We start from the raw sequence: 17285 nt of genomic DNA, 5'->3' as shown, positions 1-17285 counted from the left end.
CGTCGAGCACCCGTTGATCAACCAGCTCGGCGAACAGGCCAGTGAGACCGAGCTGGGCGGGAAATTGGCCGCAGCGCTGGCCAATCGGCTGCGGATCAGCCGCGCCGACGCGTCGCGGCGCATTCACGAAGCCGCCGATCTCGGGCCGCGGCACGCCCTGAACGGCGAACCGCTGCCGCCGCGGCTGGAGGCTACCGCCGCCGCGCAGGCCAACCCCGCACCAACACCTACCACCACCCCGAAAAACTCCTACAAGACAACGACGACGACGAACTCCCTTAGCGGGCTGAGACTCGATCGCCTTCGGGTGCCGTCGAAGAATTCCGCCAGCCCCGCCCGCGACTGCGCAAGCCTGGCGGGACGCCAGCGTGGCTTCAGGTGGTCGCCGCAACGAGCCGATGGGATGAGCATCGGCAAGCTGGTCGCTTCGCCAGAGCTGCGTGCCAACCTCGATGCCTGGCTGGCCCGGTTCGCCGCACCGGGTGTGTGTAACCCGGATGATGAAATACCCTGCATCACAGGCGCACCCGACGTCGGTTTTGGCTGGCAAAGATACTCGCACTCATGCTCAGCGACAGCACGACGCGCTCAACGCGCTGGTGCGTGGCCAACTCGGCGATCCGAAACTTGGAGTGCACAACGGACTACCGGTCACGGTCATCGTCTCGACCACGCTGCAGGAGCTCAGCGCAGCCGCCGGGCAGGCGGTAACCGGTGGCGGACATTGCTTCCCATGCGTGACCTCATCCGGATGGCAAGCCACGCCCACCACTACCTGGCGGTGTTCGACGAGCATGAAAGTCGCCCATTGTATTTGGGCCGTACGCGTCGAATAGCTTCAGCAGACCAACGCGTGGTTCTCTACGCGAAGGACCGCGGATGCACCGCCCCGGGCGGTGACGTTCCGGGCTACGGGACCGAAGTCCATCACACCGACGACTGGGCCCACGGTGGCTTGACCGACATCGACAAGCTTGCGCTCGCGTGCAAACCCGACCATAAAATGATCGACAAGGGCTGGCGGACAATAAAACTCGACAACGGGAACGTCGAGTGGATTCCACCGCCGCATCTCGACCACGGCCAGCGGCGGACCAACGATTATCACCACCCGGAAAAATTCTTCGGCGACGATTGATGCCTGGGACAACCGCTTGAGGTGGAGCAACCGTCACGCGATAAACTCACCCGTTCGTCATCGTGCGTTCACCCAGCAGAATCGTCAAACACGCGCGAACTGAGAAGCTCCTGTGATACCCACCAACAGTGCCCGACGCACTGACCAGCTTGACGAAAGGAACCGGAGCATGACGATCACACACGGCTTAGCCGCCGGCGCGATGTTCGCCGGTCTCGCCCTGGTAATGACGGCTCCCGTTTCCGCGGCGGACCCGCTGAACGGCCACTACATCGAAACCGAGACCTATCCGGACGGTCATCAGGTGCACAGCGATTGGTTCATCACCCCCTGCGGTGATGGCTGCGCCTCGATCAAAGACCTGGGTCAGGCGAATCTGGTCAACGGGCAGTGGACGCTGGATGGCAAAGGCGGCGTTTCCTGCGAGGAGGGCGGCGACGTTCACGACGCGATCAACTTCCACTATTCGTGGGATCCGAACACCCTGGCCGGCACGGTGCTGATCACCAACAACGTGCAAGCCTGCGGCAACCCGCAGGGCTACCACGAGACGAACAACTTACAGCTGACGCCGGCGCCTTAGTGTCCTGAGTCATTAATTCGATAAACAGCTCGTCCATTGCGACGAAGCGCCATCGAGATTCACGTTGCCGCGCCGAGATCGGCGTCAGCGCGCAAATGACCAGCACGCTAGCGTCGATCTCGTTCACCGAACCCTCGCATTCACCGCCAACAAGCACGCCAGCACAGCTGGCGCCGGCGCCCTAGGCGTCGATCACGACGCGGCCACCAGCGGCGCGGGAGACGCACACCAGCATCTCGTCGGGAGCTTCGGCGGTGCGACCGCGACGGTCGACGTCGCCGCTGAGCACCTTGACCTTGCAGGTCCCGCAGAAACCTTGGCGGCAGGAGTGCGCCGTCGTCGAATCGCTGTCGAGCATGACGTCGAGCGCCGACCGGTTGGCGGGAACATCGAGCACGCGCTGCGAACGAGCGAGCTCGACTTCGAACGGGAAGCCGTCGACGACCGGCGGCGGGCTGAACCGCTCGTAGTGCAGTGGGGCGTTCGCGTGCTGGTCGCGGGCGGTGCGCACCGATTCCAGCATCCCGGTCGGACCGCACACGTAGACCGCCGTGGTAGCTGTTGCGCCGTCCAGCAGGTCGTCGGCGGTGGCAAACCGGCCACGTTCGTCGTCGGCCCACACGGTGACCCGGTCCGGAGCCAGCGAGGTCACCTCGTCGAGCAGCGGCATGTAATCCCGACTACGGCCGGCATAGATTGCGCGCCAATCCATTCCGCGTTGCTGTGCTGCCCGCATCATCGACAGGATCGGCGTTACTCCGATGCCGCCGATTACGAACAGCACGTCGCGCTCGTCGCCGCCCAGATAGAACGCGTTGCGCGGACCTTCGAACACCAGCGGGTCGCCCACATCGAAGGCGTCGTGCATCTCGATCGAACCGCCGCCGCCGTCGGCAATGCGGCGCACGGCGATGCGGTAGTCGGTGCGTCGCCCGGGCGGCCCACACAGCGAGTACTGACGACGACGGCCGGAGGGCAGTTGAACATCGACGTGGCTGCCGGGCGTCCACGACGGGAGCAGGCCGCCGTCGGGGTCGGCGAATGTCAGCGCGACCACGTCCGGGGTGAGCAGCTCGCGTTTGGTGACGACCGCGGTGTGCGTGCGCGCCACCGGCACCACCCGCGCGGGCTTCCACCGTGTCGCTGAGGAGAGCCCACCGAGCAGCACGCCCAGTCCCCACACCGCTGTGTAGAGCCGGTCCCGCTTACGGCGACCATAGATGTCGGCAGGCCGGCTGGCCCAAATGCTCTGCGACACAGGCGCCTTAGGGCCGGAGATCGTAGCGGGCCAACAGCCGGAGCAACGACGGGCTGATGCGGCGCATCGCGTAGCCTACCCGTGATTCGGCCGCGATCGGCAGCACCGGCGGACCACTCTTGACAGCTTTGACGATCGCCTCCGCGGTGGCTTCGGGCGTGTAGTTGCGACGCCGGTAGGCGACATCGGCCTTGTGTCGGGCACTTTCCTGTTCATCCGGCGACATGCCCGCGTAGACCGTGCTTTTGGCGATGTTCGTGTTGACGAATCCCGGGCAGACCGCAGTGACGCTGATGCCGTCGTCCGCCAGATCGGCGCGCAACGATTCACTGAACGCCAGCACGGCGGCCTTGGTCGTGCCGTAGGCGATCATCGACTTCGACGGGAGGAACGCCGCGGCCGACGACACGTTGATGATGGTACCGCCCTGGCCGCGGTCGACCATTTGCGTTGCGAATGCCCGACTTCCGTTCAGCACGCCGCGGAGGTTGACCGCCAGAATGTTGTCCCAGTGCGCCGGCGTCGTCTCCAGAAACCGTCCCGCCATCCCGATACCGGCGTTGTTCACCAGAATGTCGACCACGCCATGCTCGTCGTTGACTTGTGCGGCAAGCGCATCGATCGCTTGCTCGTCGCTGACATCGGCCTGATAGGCCGCCGCCCCGGCCCCGGCATTGCGCACCGCCGCGGCGGTGTCCTCTGCGGCGGCGAGATCACGGTCCACGATCACGACTGTGCCGGCGCCTTGACGGGCGAGTTCGACGGCAGTCGCGCGGCCGATCCCGGCACCGGCACCGGTAACCAACGCGAGCTTGCCCCGCACGTCGCGCGGACCGGTGCGCACAGCGCTCGGGTTGTTCGAAGCTGCGCCGCCGACGACCCGGTCGATCCATTCACCGGCCAGCCGGGCGATGACGTCGGGGCGCGCGGTCACCACCCAGTGCCCGCCTTCGATCGGAACAACTCTGCTGCCCAGCGGAATTGACCCGGTGAACCGCTGCAGCGCGGGCGTGACGAATATGTCCATCCGCGGCACCAGCACCTGAATTGGAACCGTGGTGTCGGGCAGCTTGGCACCGGGCGCTAAGAATGGCCCGGGCATGTTGGCGCGGTACAGGTTGAGGCCGTTGACGTAGTCGCCGGTGGATCGCACTGCTTCGATCGGTCGGGTACGGGTGCTGGAATTTCCGATACGACCAAAGGCGTCAATGACTTTCACGCCGACGCCGGACCGGATCAGCAACTCCGGCAGGCCGGGGGTCAAGAAGAACCAGATGTATCCCGACGCGAAGAACTGCCGGAGCACGTCGAGCAGACCGCGTGGACTGCGCGCCGACCGTAAGAACCTGCCCGCGTAGCTCAGGTGCGGCCCGGATATCGAGGTGAACGAGGCTACTTTGTCCATCACCGTCTCGTCGGTGACGGCCGCCCAGCCCTGAATCGAGCCCCAGTCGTGGGCCAGCAGATGCACCCGACCGGCCCTCAGGCTGTCGATCACTGCGCCGACATCGGAAATCAATTGGGGGAAGCGGTAATTCGACCGGCCCGCTGGGCGTCCCGACTCGCCGGCGCCGCGTACGTCGTAGGCGACAAAGTTGAAACGACCACCTAGGTGCTCGGCCACCCCGTCCCAGAGGTGGTGATTGTCCGGGTAACCGTGGATGGCCAACACGGTCGGCCGTTGCGGGTCGATCTCGGTATAGGCGTGCACGGCCAGTGGGACGCCGTCCGAGGCGGTCACGGTGGTGCGGGTCGGCAGGTCGGAGCTATCAGCCGAAGCGGCGGTCATCGGATCCTCTCGGCTCAGTGCGAGGCGCGCGCGGCGGGTGAGATCGCCAGGTAGTCGACTGCCTTCTCAACGCCGCCCAGCTGCGACGGGTGAAAACGTGGCAGGTAGTACGCGCCGATAACGCGGACGAATCGCAGCGGCCCGGGCACTAAACCCCGTCGCGCCGCCTGGAAGTAGTACCGCCAGCGCGGCTTGGCCCCCGGCGGCTGGTGGCGGTCAACGGAGTACATGAAGCGGACCCCGCGCACCCACATCAGCAGCATCATCGGTGTCACGACCAACTGGGTGCGCACCTGCCGCGAGTAGCCGGCTCGCAGGTGCTTCATCAGATCGAAGGCCACGGCTTTGTGCTCGACTTCTTCGGCGCCGTGCCAGCGCAGCATGTCCAGCATCACCGGGTGGGTGCCGATCGCGTCGTGCTGCGGGGTGTCGAGAATCCATTCGCCCAGGATCGCCGTGTAATGCTCGATTGCCGAGACGATCGCCACCCGCTCGAGTAGCCAGCTGTGCTGCCGCCGGGGACTCCAGCGCGGCCGGTCGCCGAGTAGCTTGCCGAACAGCCAGCTCGTCTGGTCGGTGAACGGTGTCAGGTCGACGTCATTGGCGGCGAAGTACTCCTGCACACCGGTGTGCGCGTGGGAATGCATCGCCTCCTGTCCGATGAATCCCTGCACGTCCAGCCGCAGCTGGTCGTCCTTGATCAGCGGCAACGCCTGCTTGAACAGGTCGACGAAGTACTCTTCGCCGGCGGGCAGCAGCAGGTGCAGCACGTTCAGCACGTGCGTGGTGAACGGCTCGCCGGGCACGTAGTGGAACGGCAGCTTCGCCCAGCCGAACGTGACGTCGCGCGCCTCGAGCACCAACCGCTCGTGATCAGGCCGTTCGGGGGGACCGACAGCCTCGTCGTTGACCGTGAACATTGCCAGCAGCATACCCGGTACCCGCGGTATCGGGAATCCCCCAGGCTCAGACGGGCGCGGCGCCGCGAAGGTGCTCGAAGATCAGCGACGTCTGGGTGCCCGCGACATCGGCGTCGGCGTTTAGGTTCTCCACCACGAACGAGCGCAGGTCCTCGGTGTCACGCGCTGCGACGTGCAACAGGAAATCATCGGCGCCGGCAAGGAAGTACACATCCATCACCTGGGGTTTGCGCCGGATCTGCTGGATGAATTCGCGGATCTTGCCGCGGGCACCGGACTGCAGGCTGACCGAGATCATTGCCTGCAGCGGCAATCCCACCGCGGCGGGGCGGATATCGGCATAAAAACCGCGGATCACACCGGCGTCCAGCATTCGCCGGACCCGGCCGTGACACGTCGACGCGGCGATGTCGAGTTCGGCGGCCAGCGCGCTATTGGTCATCCGGGCGTCGGCATGCAGCAGGCTCAGGATTTTCCGGTCCGCGCGGTCCAGTTCCACCGGCCGAAGATCCTTCGACGACGAGCGGTCGCCACCCGGGTAGTCCGCTATTTCTTCAGCCATATTCCCACTGTAACCCTGTGTCTTCGCCATCTTTGCGCCTGAACTGAACTTTCTTCACAATTGTGGGCATGCACGTCGGCATCCCCAGCGAGACCAAAAACAACGAATTCCGGGTGGCGATCACCCCGTCCGGCGTAGCCGAATTGATCCGCCGCGGCCACGAGGTCCTGATTCAGGCGGGCGCGGGTGAGGGCTCGGCGATCGCCGACTCCGAGTTCAAGGCCGCCGGCGCTCAGATGATCGCCGGCGCAGAGGGCGTGTGGGCCGACGCCGACCTGGTGCTCAAGGTCAAAGAACCCACCCCGGTCGAGTATTCGCGCATGCGAAACAACCAGACGCTGTTCACCTACCTGCATCTGGCCGCCTCGCGCTCATGCACCGAGGCACTGCTGGCTTCGGGCACCACATCGATCGCCTACGAAACCGTGCAGACGCTCGATGGCGCGTTGCCCCTGTTGGCCCCGATGAGTGAGGTCGCCGGACGCCTGTCGGCCCAGGTCGGGGCGTATCACTTGATGCGCACTCACGGCGGCCGCGGCGTGCTGATGGGCGGTGTGCCGGGTGTCGAACCGGCTACGGTCGTGGTCATCGGGGCAGGAACCGCCGGATACAACGCCGCCCGGGTCGCCAACGGCATGGGCGCCGCGGTCACGGTGCTCGACGTCAGCATCAACAAACTTCGCGAGCTCGACCTTCTGTTCGGCGGCCGTGTTCAGACCCGCTACTCGACGGCGCTGGAGGTGGAGGAAGCCGTCAAGCACGCAGAGCTGGTGATCGGCGCGGTGCTGCTACCGGGCGGCAAAGCTCCCACGGTGGTATCGAATTCTCTTGTCGCACAGATGAAGCCGGGCGCTGTGCTGGTGGACATCGCTATCGATCAGGGTGGCTGCTTCGAAGATTCGCACCCGACCACCCACGACGACCCGACCTTCGCCGTGCACGAGACGCTGTTCTACTGCGTGACGAACATGCCCGCTGCGGTGCCCAAAACGTCGACGTACGCGTTGACCAACGCCACCATGCGGTACGTGATCGAGATCGCTGACAACGGGTGGCGAGCCGCCTGCCGATCGAATCCTGCTCTTGCCAAGGGACTTTCGACGCATGAGGGTGCGCTGCTGTCCCAGCGGGTGGCCGCCGACCTGGCAATGCCGTTCACTGACCCGGCCGCCGTATTGGCCTGACGCGCGGTTGCGTGCTACACAAGCCGCGTGACGTCACTCGCCGATGACACCCGCTGGATGGATGCCGTCGAGCAGGCCGCCTTGGTGCGCAACGGTGAGGTGACGCCGCTCGAATTGCTCGAAGCGGCCGTCGACCGGATCGAGCGCCTCGATCCGGTGCTCAACGCGGTGGTGATCCGTTGGTTCGACCACGCACGCGACACTGCGCGAACTGCCCTGCCCGGCGGGCCCTTTCGCGGCGTGCCGTTCCTCATCAAGGACCTGTTCGCCGGCTACGCCGGTCAGCCCATCACCAACGGTAATCGCGCGCTGAAGAACGAGGCCACGATCTCGGCGGCCGACACCACGTTGGTGAGCCGATTCCGCGACGCCGGCTTGGTGATCGCTGGACGGACCAACAGTCCCGAACTCGGCAGCGTCCCGACCACCGAGCCGCTGGCCTGGGGCGCGACCCACAACCCCTGGGACACGAGCCGTTCGCCGGGTGGTTCGAGCGGTGGCGCCGCGGCCGCGGTCGCCAGCGGCATGGTCCCGTTCGCGCATGCCAGCGACGGCGGCGGTTCGATCCGCATTCCCGCGTCGTGCTGCGGACTGGTCGGCTTGAAGCCCAGTCAGGGCCGCATCTCGCTGGGTCCGATCCGGGACGAAACCGCGCTGTCGGTCGAGCTGTGCGTCAGTCGCACGGTGCGCGACACCGCGACACTTCTCGATGCGGTCCGCGGGCCCGGCATCGGCGACACGGTCATCGCGCCGGCCCCGGCACGCCGCTACGTCGACGAGCTCGGCGCGGAACCCGGCCGGCTACGGATCGGCCTGCTCGACCATCACCCGCAAGGCGGAGCCGTCGCACCCGAGTGCGCCGCCGCCGCCCGTTCGGTCGCGTCGTTGCTCGAATCGCTCGGCCACCGCGTCGAACAAGCTTGGCCGGCGGCGCTGGAGGACACATCGCTGAGATTGCACTTCGGCACGCTGTGGAGCACGAACATGGGTGTCGGGCGTCGACGCTTCGAGGAACAGCTCGGAAGACCGCTTGCCGAGGACGAATTCGAGCCGATGAACCGCGTACAGGCCGAGATCGCCGGGCATTTCACCGCCATCGACTACGCACTCGCTTTCTCGGCCGCCGCCCAGTTCCGCCGTGCGCTGCAGGCATGGTGGACCGATGGCTGGGACCTGTTGCTCACGCCGACAGTCGCCGAACTCCCATTGCCGCTCGGCACCATCATCAACGACCCGGACAATCCGTTGGGAGCCATGGAGCGCGCGTTCCGGTTCATTCCTTTCACGCCGCCGTTCAACATGAGCGGTCAGCCCGCCATCAATGTGCCGGTGGAGTGGACCGACGCCGGGATGCCGGTCGGCGTGCAGTTGGTGGCCGCCTACGGCCGCGAGGATGTTCTGCTTCAGGTGGCCGGCCAGCTGGAGACCGCCAAGCCGTGGGTGCAGCGCACTCCCGACGTCGCGCGCTGATTCAGACGTGGCCGAGGGTGCTGACGATATCCTTCGCCGGCCCGGCGCCGGCCTGCCGATACGCCGTGCCCGCCCAGAGGTTGGCGCCGTGCGGATCTTCCAATTCGACCGCGGCCTTGCGGATCGGCGAGGTCATCTGATTGACCTCGGGATAGCCCAGCGGCGCAATGTGATCCAGCATTCGGGTGAAGTCGTTCGCCAGACCGCGGGCGTACCGGCCGGAGAACGCCCGGGTGACAACGGTGGCGTCGAATTGCGGATGCTGCAGCGCCGAGCGGTGCGCGGCGTTGGTGCCGGCCTCGTCGGAGAGCAGCAGTGCGGTACCGATCTGGGCGGCCACCGCTCCCCTGCGCAACACGGCGGCAACGTCCTCGGTGCTGCCCAGGCCGCCGGCGGCGATCAGCGGAACGCTGTGGGCACTGCCGATCCGATCGAGCAGTTCGATCAGCGATTCGGTTCCGGGACTCATGTCCGGCGCAAACGTGCCGCGGTGCCCGCCGGCGTCCGGGCCCTGGACCACCAGACCGTCGGCGCCCGCGGCAAGCGCGACACCGGCCTCGTACGCCGACGTCACGGTGACGAACAGCAGCATCCCCAATGCGCCGAACCAGCGCAACACATCCGGTGACGGGGCACCGAAGGTGAACGACACCAACTCGGGCCGGAGATCGGCCACCACCTCCAGCTTCTGCTGCCAGCCGTCGTCGTCGCCGAAGTGCGGGTAGCCGACCTCGACGTCGTAGTGCGCGGCAAGCTCGTCGAGGGCCTCGGCGTAGTGGTCGAGTTGGTACATGTCGGCCACGCTGGGCTGAGGCACGAAAAGGTTGACACCGATCGGGCCGGTGCTCGCGGCACGCGCGGCCGTGATGTCGTCGGCCAACCGGTCGGCGCTCACGTAGCCGCCGGCAAGAAAGCCGAGACCGCCTGCGTTGGACACCGCCGCCGCCAGCGCAGGTGTACCGGGGCCACCCGCCATCGGCGCACCGACGATCGGCACGTCGAGATCCCAGAAGCCCAGCACCATCGCGTTACCTCGTCAAAGTTCGAAGTTGCTGCGGCAGAGACTTCTTCGACTGATGCGGCCCGAGAACGGCTGCGCCGTACGGTTTGCCGAGTAGTTGGCGCGCCACCGCGTTGACCTCGTCCAGGGTGACCTCATCGAGCTCCTGCAGCGTCCGGTCGATACTTCGGTGCTCAGCGTAGTTGAGTTCACTCCGGCCGATGCGGTTCATCCGCGAACTGGAGTCCTCCAGACCGAGCACCAGCCCGCCGCGCAGCGAACCCTTGGCGATCCGGCATTCCGACTCGGTGATGCCGTCGCGCGCCACCTCCTCGAGCACATCGGTGGTCACCCGGGTCACTTCGGCGAAACGCTCGGGCAGGCACGCCGCGTACACCGACAGCGCGCCGGTGTCGGAGAAGGTGTCCAGCGACGAATACACCGAGTAGGCCAGTCCCCGGGACTCCCGAACCTGTTGGAACAACCGGGAACTCAAGCCACCGCCAAGTGCGGAGTTCAGCACCGACAGTGCCCAGCGATGCTTCCAGTGCCGACCCGGCGTTCGCACCCCGAGGAAGACATGGGTCTGCTCGGCGTCCCGGTTGACCACCGTCAGCCGCGGGCGACCGTTGACCCGGCCCGCGCCCCTGCGCGGCGCTACCGCGTGGTGGCCCCGAACCAACCGCGGCCCGAAGTGCTGACGCACCAGGGCCACCACCTCGTCATGGTCGACGTTGCCGGCCACCGCGACGACCATCCGCTCGGGCGTGTAGCGCCGCAGGTGAAACGAATGCAACTGCGCGCGCGTCATCGCCGACACCGATTGCACGCTGCCGATCACCGGACGGCCCACCGGGTGATCACCGAACAGCGCCGCCAGGAACTGGTCGGCCAGGGCGTCCTCGGGGTCGTCGTCGCGCATCGCGATCTCTTCGAGGACGACGTCGCGTTCCAGCTCGACATCGCCGCCGGCACAGCGCCCGTTGAGCACCACGTCACCGACCAGGTCGACGGCCAGCGCGAGATCGCTGTCGAGCACGTGCGCGTAGTAGCAGGTGTGCTCCTTGCCGGTGAACGCGTTCAGCTCCCCGCCAACCGCGTCCACCGCCTGCGCGATATCCACAGCCGTGCGCGTCGGGGTGGACTTGAACAGCAGATGCTCCAGGAAGTGCGCAGCGCCGGCCACGGTGGCACCCTCGTCCCGCGACCCGACGTCCACCCACACCCCGACCGAGGCGGAGTGCACCGCGGGAAGGTATTCGGTGACCACCCGCAGCCCGCCGGGCAGCTTGGTACGGCGGAACGCGGCCGACGGTTCGGCGGTGTGCCGGCCGCGGCGCAGCGGCTGCGTCCCCGAGCTAACTGCTGGCCGTCGCGGCATCGGCTTCCGTCGGCGACGATGCGGGCCGGTCGCCGGCCCGCTGAGGAGCCGACGAATCGGCTTCCGTCGGCGACGATGCGGTCTCCGGGCTGACGGCGGGTGCGCCGTTGTCGGATGCTCCGGCTTCTTCGTCGACGAGGATCAGCGAGATCTTTCCGCGCTTGTCGATGTCGGCGATCTCGACGCGAAGCTTGTCGCCGACGTTCACGACGTCTTCGACCTTCGCGACGCGCTTGCCTTTACCGAGTTTGGAGATGTGCACCAGTCCGTCGCGGCCGGGGAGCAGCGAGACGAACGCACCGAAATCGGTGGTCTTGACCACGGTTCCGAGGAATCGCTCGCCGGTCTTGGGCAGCTGCGGGTTGGCGATCGCGTTGATCTTGTCGATCGCGGCCTGCGCCGCCTCGCCGTTGCTGGCCCCGACGAACACGGTGCCGTCATCCTCGATGGAGATTTGGGCGCCGGTCTCCTCGGTGATCGAGTTGATCATCTTGCCCTTGGGCCCGATGACCTCGCCGATCTTGTCCACCGGCACCTTGATCGTGGTGATCCGCGGTGCATAGGGGCTCATCTCGTCGGGGGCGTCGATGGCCTCGGCCATCACCTCGAGAATCGTCAGTCGCGCGTCCTTGGCCTGCGCGAGCGCACCCGCCAGCACCTGCGATGGGATCCCGTCGAGCTTGGTGTCCAGCTGCAGCGCGGTGACGAAGTCCTTGGTGCCCGCGCACTTGAAGTCCATGTCACCGAATGCGTCTTCGGCACCCAGGATGTCGGTCAAGGTGACGAAACGGCGTTCAGCGGCTCCTCCCTCGACTTCGATGTCATCGGATACGAGACCCATCGCGATTCCGGCGACCGGCGCCTTCAACGGCACACCGGCATTCAGCAGCGACAGCGTCGAGGCGCACACCGAGCCCATCGAGGTAGAACCGTTGGAGCTCAACGCTTCCGACACCTGGCGGATCGCGTAGGGGAACTCCTCGATGCTGGGCAGCACCGGCACCAGGGCCCGTTCGGCCAGCGCGCCGTGGCCGATCTCGCGGCGCTTGGGTGAACCCACACGGCCGGTTTCCCCGGTGGAGAACGGCGGGAAGTTGTAGTGGTGCATGTAGCGCTTGCTGGTTTCGGGCCCCAGCGAGTCGATCTGCTGGGCCATCTTGACCATGTCGAGGGTGGTCACACCCAGGATCTGGGTCTCGCCGCGCTCGAACAGCGCGCTGCCGTGTGCCCGCGGCACGACGGCAACCTCGGCCGACAAGGCCCGGATGTCCGTGACGCCGCGACCGTCGATGCGGAAGTGGTCGGTCAGGATACGCTGCCGCACAAGCTTTTTAGTCAGTGTGCGGAATGCCGCCCCGATCTCCTTCTCCCGGCCCTCGTAGGTGTCGGCGAGCCGCTCGAGAACTTCGGTCTTGAGCTCGTTGGTGCGCTGGTCACGCTCGGCCTTGCCGCCGATGGTGAGCGCCTTGGCCAGCTCGTCGGTGGCCACCGAGGACACCGAGTAGTAGACGTCGTCGCCGTAGTCGGGGAACACCGGGTACTCGCCGGTGGGCTTCGCCGCCTTCTCAGCCAGTTCCTGCTGCGCGGTACACACCGCCGCGATGAACGGCTTGGCGGCCTCGAGGCCTTCGGCAACAACGGCTTCCGTGGGCGCCTGCGCTCCACCCGCGATCAGCTCGATGACGTTTTCGGTGGCCTCGGCCTCGACCATCATGATCGCCACGTCATTCTCGACCTTGCGGCCCGCGACGACCATGTCGAACACGGCGCCCTCGAGCTGCTGCACGGTCGGGAAGGCGACCCAGGTGCCGTCGATCAGCGCGACGCGCACTGCGCCGACCGGCCCGGAAAACGGCAGGCCTGCCAGCTGGGTGGACGCCGACGCCGCATTGATCGCGACCACGTCGTAGAGATCCTTGGGATCCAGGCTCATCACGGTGACGACGACCTGGATCTCGTTGCGCAGCCCGTTGACGAACGACGGGCGCAGCGGCCGGTCGGTCAGCCGACAGGTCAGGATCGCGTCCGTCGAAGGACGGCCCTCACGGCGGAAGAACGAGCCGGGGATCCGGCCCGCGGCGTACATCCGCTCTTCGACGTCGATCGTCAGCGGGAAGAAGTCGAAATGGTCCTTGGGGTTCTTGCTGGCGGTGGTCGCCGACAGCAGCATGGTCTCATCGTCGAGGTAGGCGACGACGGACCCGGCGGCTTGCTTGGCGAGCCGACCGGTCTCGAAACGAATGGTGCGGGTGCCGAAGCTCCCGTTGTCGATGACGGCGGTCGACTCAAACACGCCCTCGTCAATTTCTGCTACAGACATATGCGTCCGTGCGGCCTCTCTGGATTTATTCAGCTATTTCGCGTGGGCACGCTCGACCCGGAGGATGCAGAGTCCGTATGCGGCTACGGCCGTCGATCGAAGCGGCCGAGTTGCCCCGAATCCGGGGAGCCCGGCAGCCACTACCGAAGACCGCGCGATACAGACTTGTCGTCCGTCAAAGTCCTGTTGTGCCTCGCTGGAACGGTGCGCACGGACCGCGCGCGCCGCACCTTGCTCGGGCCGACTGGCCCAAAACATTGTTAACTCTACACGCCGACCTGGCGATTCCCACTTGAGTGGGGGCGGGGTCAGCGGCGCAGGCCGAGCCGCTCGATCAGGGAGCGGTAGCGCTCGACATCGACCTGCGCGACGTACTTGAGCAGACGGCGACGCCGCCCGACCAGCAGCAGCAGCCCGCGCCGCGAGTGGTGGTCATGCTTGTGCACCTTAAGGTGTTCGGTCAGGTCAGCGATCCGCTTGGTCAGCAACGCGACCTGCGCCTCTGGGGACCCGGTGTCGGTCTTGTGCAGGCCGTATGAGCCCAGGATCTCTGTCTTCTGCTCGGCGGTAAGCGCCACGAAATATTCTCCATCAATCGGTCCGCGATCATTGCTCGAGGTGCGGCCGCCGCGAACTGCAGCACGCGCCGTGTCGCCGAGGAGTTTAGCAGCGCGCCCCGGTGCGTCCTGAATCCGCAGCTCAGTGCGCAGAAAGGAGCGTGCGGGCACGTTCGGTGTCGGTGCCCATCGCGTCGACGAGATCGCCGACCGATCCGAACTTCTCCTGCCCGCGGATACGCGCGACGAAGTCCAGCGCCACATGCTGGCCGTACAAGTCGGCGGAGGTGTCGAGCACGAACGCCTCGACCGTGCGGGTGCGTCCGGAGAAAGTCGGGTTGGTGCCCACCGAGACCGCGGCCTGGTAACGCTCGCCGGGCACGACCGTCCCGGTCACCGGTCCATGCCCCAGCACGGTGAACCAGGCGGCATAGACGCCGTCGGCCGGGATGGCCGAGTACATCGGCGGGGCCACATTGGCGGTGGGGAAACCCAACTCGGTCCCCCGCCCGTCGCCGCGTACCACCACGCCTTCGACCCGGTGTGGACGGCCCAACGCCTCGGCGGCGGCCACCACGTCACCGGCGTCCACGCAGGACCGGATGTAGGTCGACGAGAACGTCACGGTCTCGGTGTCGTGGTGCTCGGACACCAGCGACATGGCTTCCACCGCGAACCCGAGCCGCGCACCAGCGCTGCGCAACGTGTCGACCGTGCCGGCGGCTTTCTTGCCGAAGGTGAAGTTCTCCCCCACCACCACTTCCACGACATGCAGGTCCTCGACAAGCAACTCGTGGACATAGCGCTCCGGGGTGAGCTTCATGAAATTCGCCGTAAACGGCATCACCAGAAACACGTCGATGCCGAACTCTTCGGCAAGCTCGGCGCGGCGGGTCAGCGTGGTCAGCTGAGCGGGATGGCTGCCCGGGTGGACCACTTCCATCGGGTGCGGATCAAAGGTCATCAAAACCGTCGGCACCCCACGCGCACGACCCGACTTGATCGCGTGCGAAATCAGTTCGGCGTGTCCGCGGTGCAGGCCGTCGAACACCCCGATGGTGAGCACGCATCGGCCCCAGTCCGTGGGTATCTCGTCCTGCCCGCGCCACCGTTGCACAACTGCCAGCCTACGATGCCAGGTAGCGCCCGGTCGTGCGACAGCCGCAGATCAGGTGAGGATTGCTTAAACTTCCGATGTGACCCCCGACATTCCCGGCGAGGAGCCGGCTGAGCTCAGTGCGGTTGCCCAGGATTACCTCAAGGTCATCTGGAACGCCCAGGAGTGGTCGCTGGAAAAAGTCAGCACAAAGATGCTGGCCGAGAAGCTCGGGGTATCAGCCAGCACCGCCTCAGAGTCCATCCGCAAGCTCGCTGAACAGGGCCTGGTCGACCACGAGAAGTACGGAGCGGTCACCTTGACCGAGTCGGGGCGACGAGCAGCCCTGGCCATGGTCCGGCGCCACCGGCTGCTGGAGGCCTTCCTGGTCAAGGAGCTCGGTTACAGCTGGGACGAGGTGCACGACGAGGCCGAGGTACTCGAACACGCGGTGTCCGATCGGCTGGTGGCGCGCATCGACGCCAAGCTCGGGTTCCCACAGCGCGATCCGCATGGTGACCCGATCCCGGGTTCGGACGGCCAGGTGCCGACCCCACCCGCGCGCCAGCTGTGGTCATGCGCCGACGGTGACGCCGGCACTGTGGCGCGGATATCCGACAAAGACCCCGAGATGCTGCGCTACTTCGACAGTATCGGCATCAACCTCGACTCGCGGCTTCGAGTGCTCACCCGCCGCGAATTCGCCGGGATGATTTCCGTCGCAGTCGAGTCAGCAGATGGCGCGCCCACCACGGTCGATCTGGGAAGCCCTGCTGCCCAGGCGATTTGGATGGTGGCGGGCTAGCGACCCCGTCGACGACGTTTGCTCGGCGGCTCACCGCTCCAGCGAATGAAGGCGCGTGTGAACGCCGCGGTCTCTGAGTAACCGAGTTGGCGCGCGGTCTCTTCGACCGTGAGGCCGGACTCGAGTAACGCCGACGCCAAGGTGACGCCGACCTCGTCGACGAGTGCACGATAACTGGTGTGTTCGGCCGCGAGCCGACGGTGCATGGTGCGCTCGGTGATGCAGAATTCCCCGGCAATCACCGCCATGGATGGCAGTTGGCCGGGATCACGGATGAGGCGGGTGCGCACCAGCGCGGCCATCCCCCGGCGCTGGCGGCGAGCTTGCAACAGGTCCTCGCACTGCTGCACACACTCCTGCGCGGTCGCGGCATCGGCCGCCGGCATCGCCAGTCGCAGCACCCCCGTTGGGATCACGACGGCGGTGCGCGTCGCTGACGTGTCGATCTCGATTGTCAGCCGCGGGAATTCGAGCCGTTCTTGCGGCAGCTCGATGCCCGGCACTTCGACGGTGAGCACGACGTCGGACTCGAGCTGTCCGATCAACAGCGGCGCCAAGTTGGTGATGGCGTACATGTCGCGTTCGAGCATGAATTCCTGCACATCGGCCGGAACGTGGCTGTTGTCGAACTCGATGACCGCGCCGGCGGCGGTGTCGTGCCGCGTCAGCCGAAGAAAGGTCGAGGACAGCGTCGCGTACCGGCACGCAACGTTGACCGCATCGCCGATCGTCGGGCTGGCCAGCAATGCGTAACCCAGTATCCCAGTATTGGCGAAGTTGTATTGCAATCCGACGTCGCGAGCGAACTCGTGCGAATCAGCAACGCGGGCAAGAATATTGCGGATCATTCGCAATTCCTGGCCGGCTTGCACCTCTGTCGCGTTGTTTTCGATATCGGCGACCGTCAAGTCGGTGTCGGCGAGGCAGACTGCCGCGGCGATGTCATGCAGCCGCGCAGCCCCCAGCAGGTGCCGGCACGTCGCAGCCGGGCGCGGCACGTCCCAGTCGGCAAGCTCACGGTCCTCGCTGGACACCGGCGGGTCCTGCATGTGTCCGAAGGTATCAAATCGACGTCCGTACGGATCATTCCAGCGCGCACTGCCGGCTCGTAGCGTCGCAGTATGCCGCTAGGGTGCGAACACCCATCACCCGCAACGGCAGAGTCAGAGTCGATCCACTCCGAGATCCCGATCTCGAGGAGTTTCATCGCAATTTCGCGGCG

The 17285-nt window shown here is 66.3% G+C and carries 15 protein-coding genes; 5 read left to right on the top strand and 10 right to left on the bottom strand.

All coding sequences use genetic code 11. The features are described from left to right. Both VGG53_RS02390 and VGG53_RS02385 read left to right on the top strand, forming a co-directional pair. A partial coding sequence (locus VGG53_RS02390) for an HNH endonuclease signature motif containing protein (protein WP_331516390.1) occupies nucleotides 1-1138 on the top strand: 1138 nt, incomplete at its 5' end. Nucleotides 1139-1307: 169 nt separating this feature from the next. Further along, entirely contained in the window at nucleotides 1308-1721 is a 414-nt protein-coding gene (locus tag VGG53_RS02385; RefSeq protein ID WP_331516389.1) for a hypothetical protein, read from the top strand. 181 nt (nucleotides 1722-1902) lie between these two features. On the opposite strand, the gene VGG53_RS02380 is transcribed toward VGG53_RS02385, so the two are convergent. The 4 genes from VGG53_RS02380 to VGG53_RS02365 are packed head-to-tail and all read right to left on the bottom strand — an operon-like array spanning nucleotide 1903 to nucleotide 6250. Continuing rightward, nucleotides 1903-2979 (bottom strand): PDR/VanB family oxidoreductase, encoded by a 1077-nt coding sequence (locus VGG53_RS02380; protein ID WP_331516388.1) that lies wholly within the window; start codon nucleotides 2977-2979, stop codon nucleotides 1903-1905. Nucleotides 2980-2986: 7 nt separating this feature from the next. Beyond that, nucleotides 2987-4768: an SDR family oxidoreductase gene (locus VGG53_RS02375; protein WP_414688859.1), complete on the bottom strand. Its 1782-nt coding sequence runs from the start codon at nucleotides 4766-4768 to the stop codon at nucleotides 2987-2989. A 14-nt stretch (nucleotides 4769-4782) separates the two neighbouring features. Beyond that, nucleotides 4783-5688: a metal-dependent hydrolase gene (locus VGG53_RS02370; protein ID WP_331516387.1), complete on the bottom strand. Its 906-nt coding sequence runs from the start codon at nucleotides 5686-5688 to the stop codon at nucleotides 4783-4785. A 46-nt stretch (nucleotides 5689-5734) separates the two neighbouring features. After that, entirely contained in the window at nucleotides 5735-6250 is a 516-nt protein-coding gene (locus VGG53_RS02365; protein WP_331516386.1) for an Lrp/AsnC family transcriptional regulator, read from the bottom strand. Nucleotides 6251-6318: 68 nt separating this feature from the next. On the opposite strand from VGG53_RS02365, the gene ald reads away from it, so the two are divergent. Beyond that, nucleotides 6319-7434 carry an alanine dehydrogenase gene (gene ald, locus VGG53_RS02360; RefSeq protein WP_331516385.1) on the top strand — a complete coding sequence of 372 codons (1116 nt, stop codon included), beginning with the start codon at nucleotides 6319-6321 and terminating at the stop codon, nucleotides 7432-7434. A 27-nt stretch (nucleotides 7435-7461) separates the two neighbouring features. After that, nucleotides 7462-8904: an amidase gene (locus tag VGG53_RS02355; protein WP_331516384.1), complete on the top strand. Its 1443-nt coding sequence runs from the start codon at nucleotides 7462-7464 to the stop codon at nucleotides 8902-8904. 1 nt (nucleotide 8905) lies between these two features. Here VGG53_RS02355 and VGG53_RS02350 read toward each other — a convergent pair whose 3' ends face one another. From VGG53_RS02350 to VGG53_RS02330, 5 genes are all read right to left on the bottom strand, one after another. Next, the gene (locus VGG53_RS02350; RefSeq protein WP_331516383.1) at nucleotides 8906-9928 is read right to left on the bottom strand and encodes a nitronate monooxygenase; all 1023 of its coding nucleotides are present in this window, start codon (nucleotides 9926-9928) and stop codon (nucleotides 8906-8908) included. Between the two features lie 4 nt (nucleotides 9929-9932). Next, nucleotides 9933-11285, bottom strand: coding sequence for a pitrilysin family protein (locus tag VGG53_RS02345; protein WP_331516382.1), 1353 nt, complete (start codon nucleotides 11283-11285; stop codon nucleotides 9933-9935). Further along, nucleotides 11263-13605, bottom strand: a complete 2343-nt coding sequence (locus tag VGG53_RS02340; RefSeq protein ID WP_331516381.1) for a polyribonucleotide nucleotidyltransferase — start codon at nucleotides 13603-13605, stop codon at nucleotides 11263-11265. The genes VGG53_RS02345 and VGG53_RS02340 overlap by 23 nt, the downstream gene beginning before the upstream one ends. Nucleotides 13606-13913: 308 nt before the next feature. Then, complete coding sequence (rpsO, locus tag VGG53_RS02335) at nucleotides 13914-14183, bottom strand: 30S ribosomal protein S15 (RefSeq protein ID WP_331516380.1); 270 nt, start codon at nucleotides 14181-14183, stop codon at nucleotides 13914-13916. A 121-nt stretch (nucleotides 14184-14304) separates the two neighbouring features. Further along, nucleotides 14305-15279 carry a bifunctional riboflavin kinase/FAD synthetase gene (locus tag VGG53_RS02330; RefSeq protein WP_331516379.1) on the bottom strand — a complete coding sequence of 325 codons (975 nt, stop codon included), beginning with the start codon at nucleotides 15277-15279 and terminating at the stop codon, nucleotides 14305-14307. A gap of 91 nt (nucleotides 15280-15370) precedes the next feature. On the opposite strand from VGG53_RS02330, the gene mntR reads away from it, so the two are divergent. Continuing rightward, nucleotides 15371-16063 carry a manganese-binding transcriptional regulator MntR gene (mntR, locus tag VGG53_RS02325; protein ID WP_331516392.1) on the top strand — a complete coding sequence of 231 codons (693 nt, stop codon included), beginning with the start codon at nucleotides 15371-15373 and terminating at the stop codon, nucleotides 16061-16063. On the opposite strand, the gene VGG53_RS02320 is transcribed toward mntR, so the two are convergent. Then, nucleotides 16060-17112, bottom strand: coding sequence for an AraC family transcriptional regulator (locus VGG53_RS02320; RefSeq protein WP_331516378.1), 1053 nt, complete (start codon nucleotides 17110-17112; stop codon nucleotides 16060-16062). The two genes, mntR and VGG53_RS02320, sit on opposite strands and share 4 nt — an antisense overlap. Nucleotides 17113-17285 lie beyond the last annotated feature (173 nt).

The sequence above is a fragment of the Mycobacterium sp. genome (assembly GCF_036490025.1).
GTDB lineage: Bacteria > Actinomycetota > Actinomycetes > Mycobacteriales > Mycobacteriaceae > Mycobacterium.
This window is presented reverse-complemented; position numbering and strand designations above follow the sequence as displayed.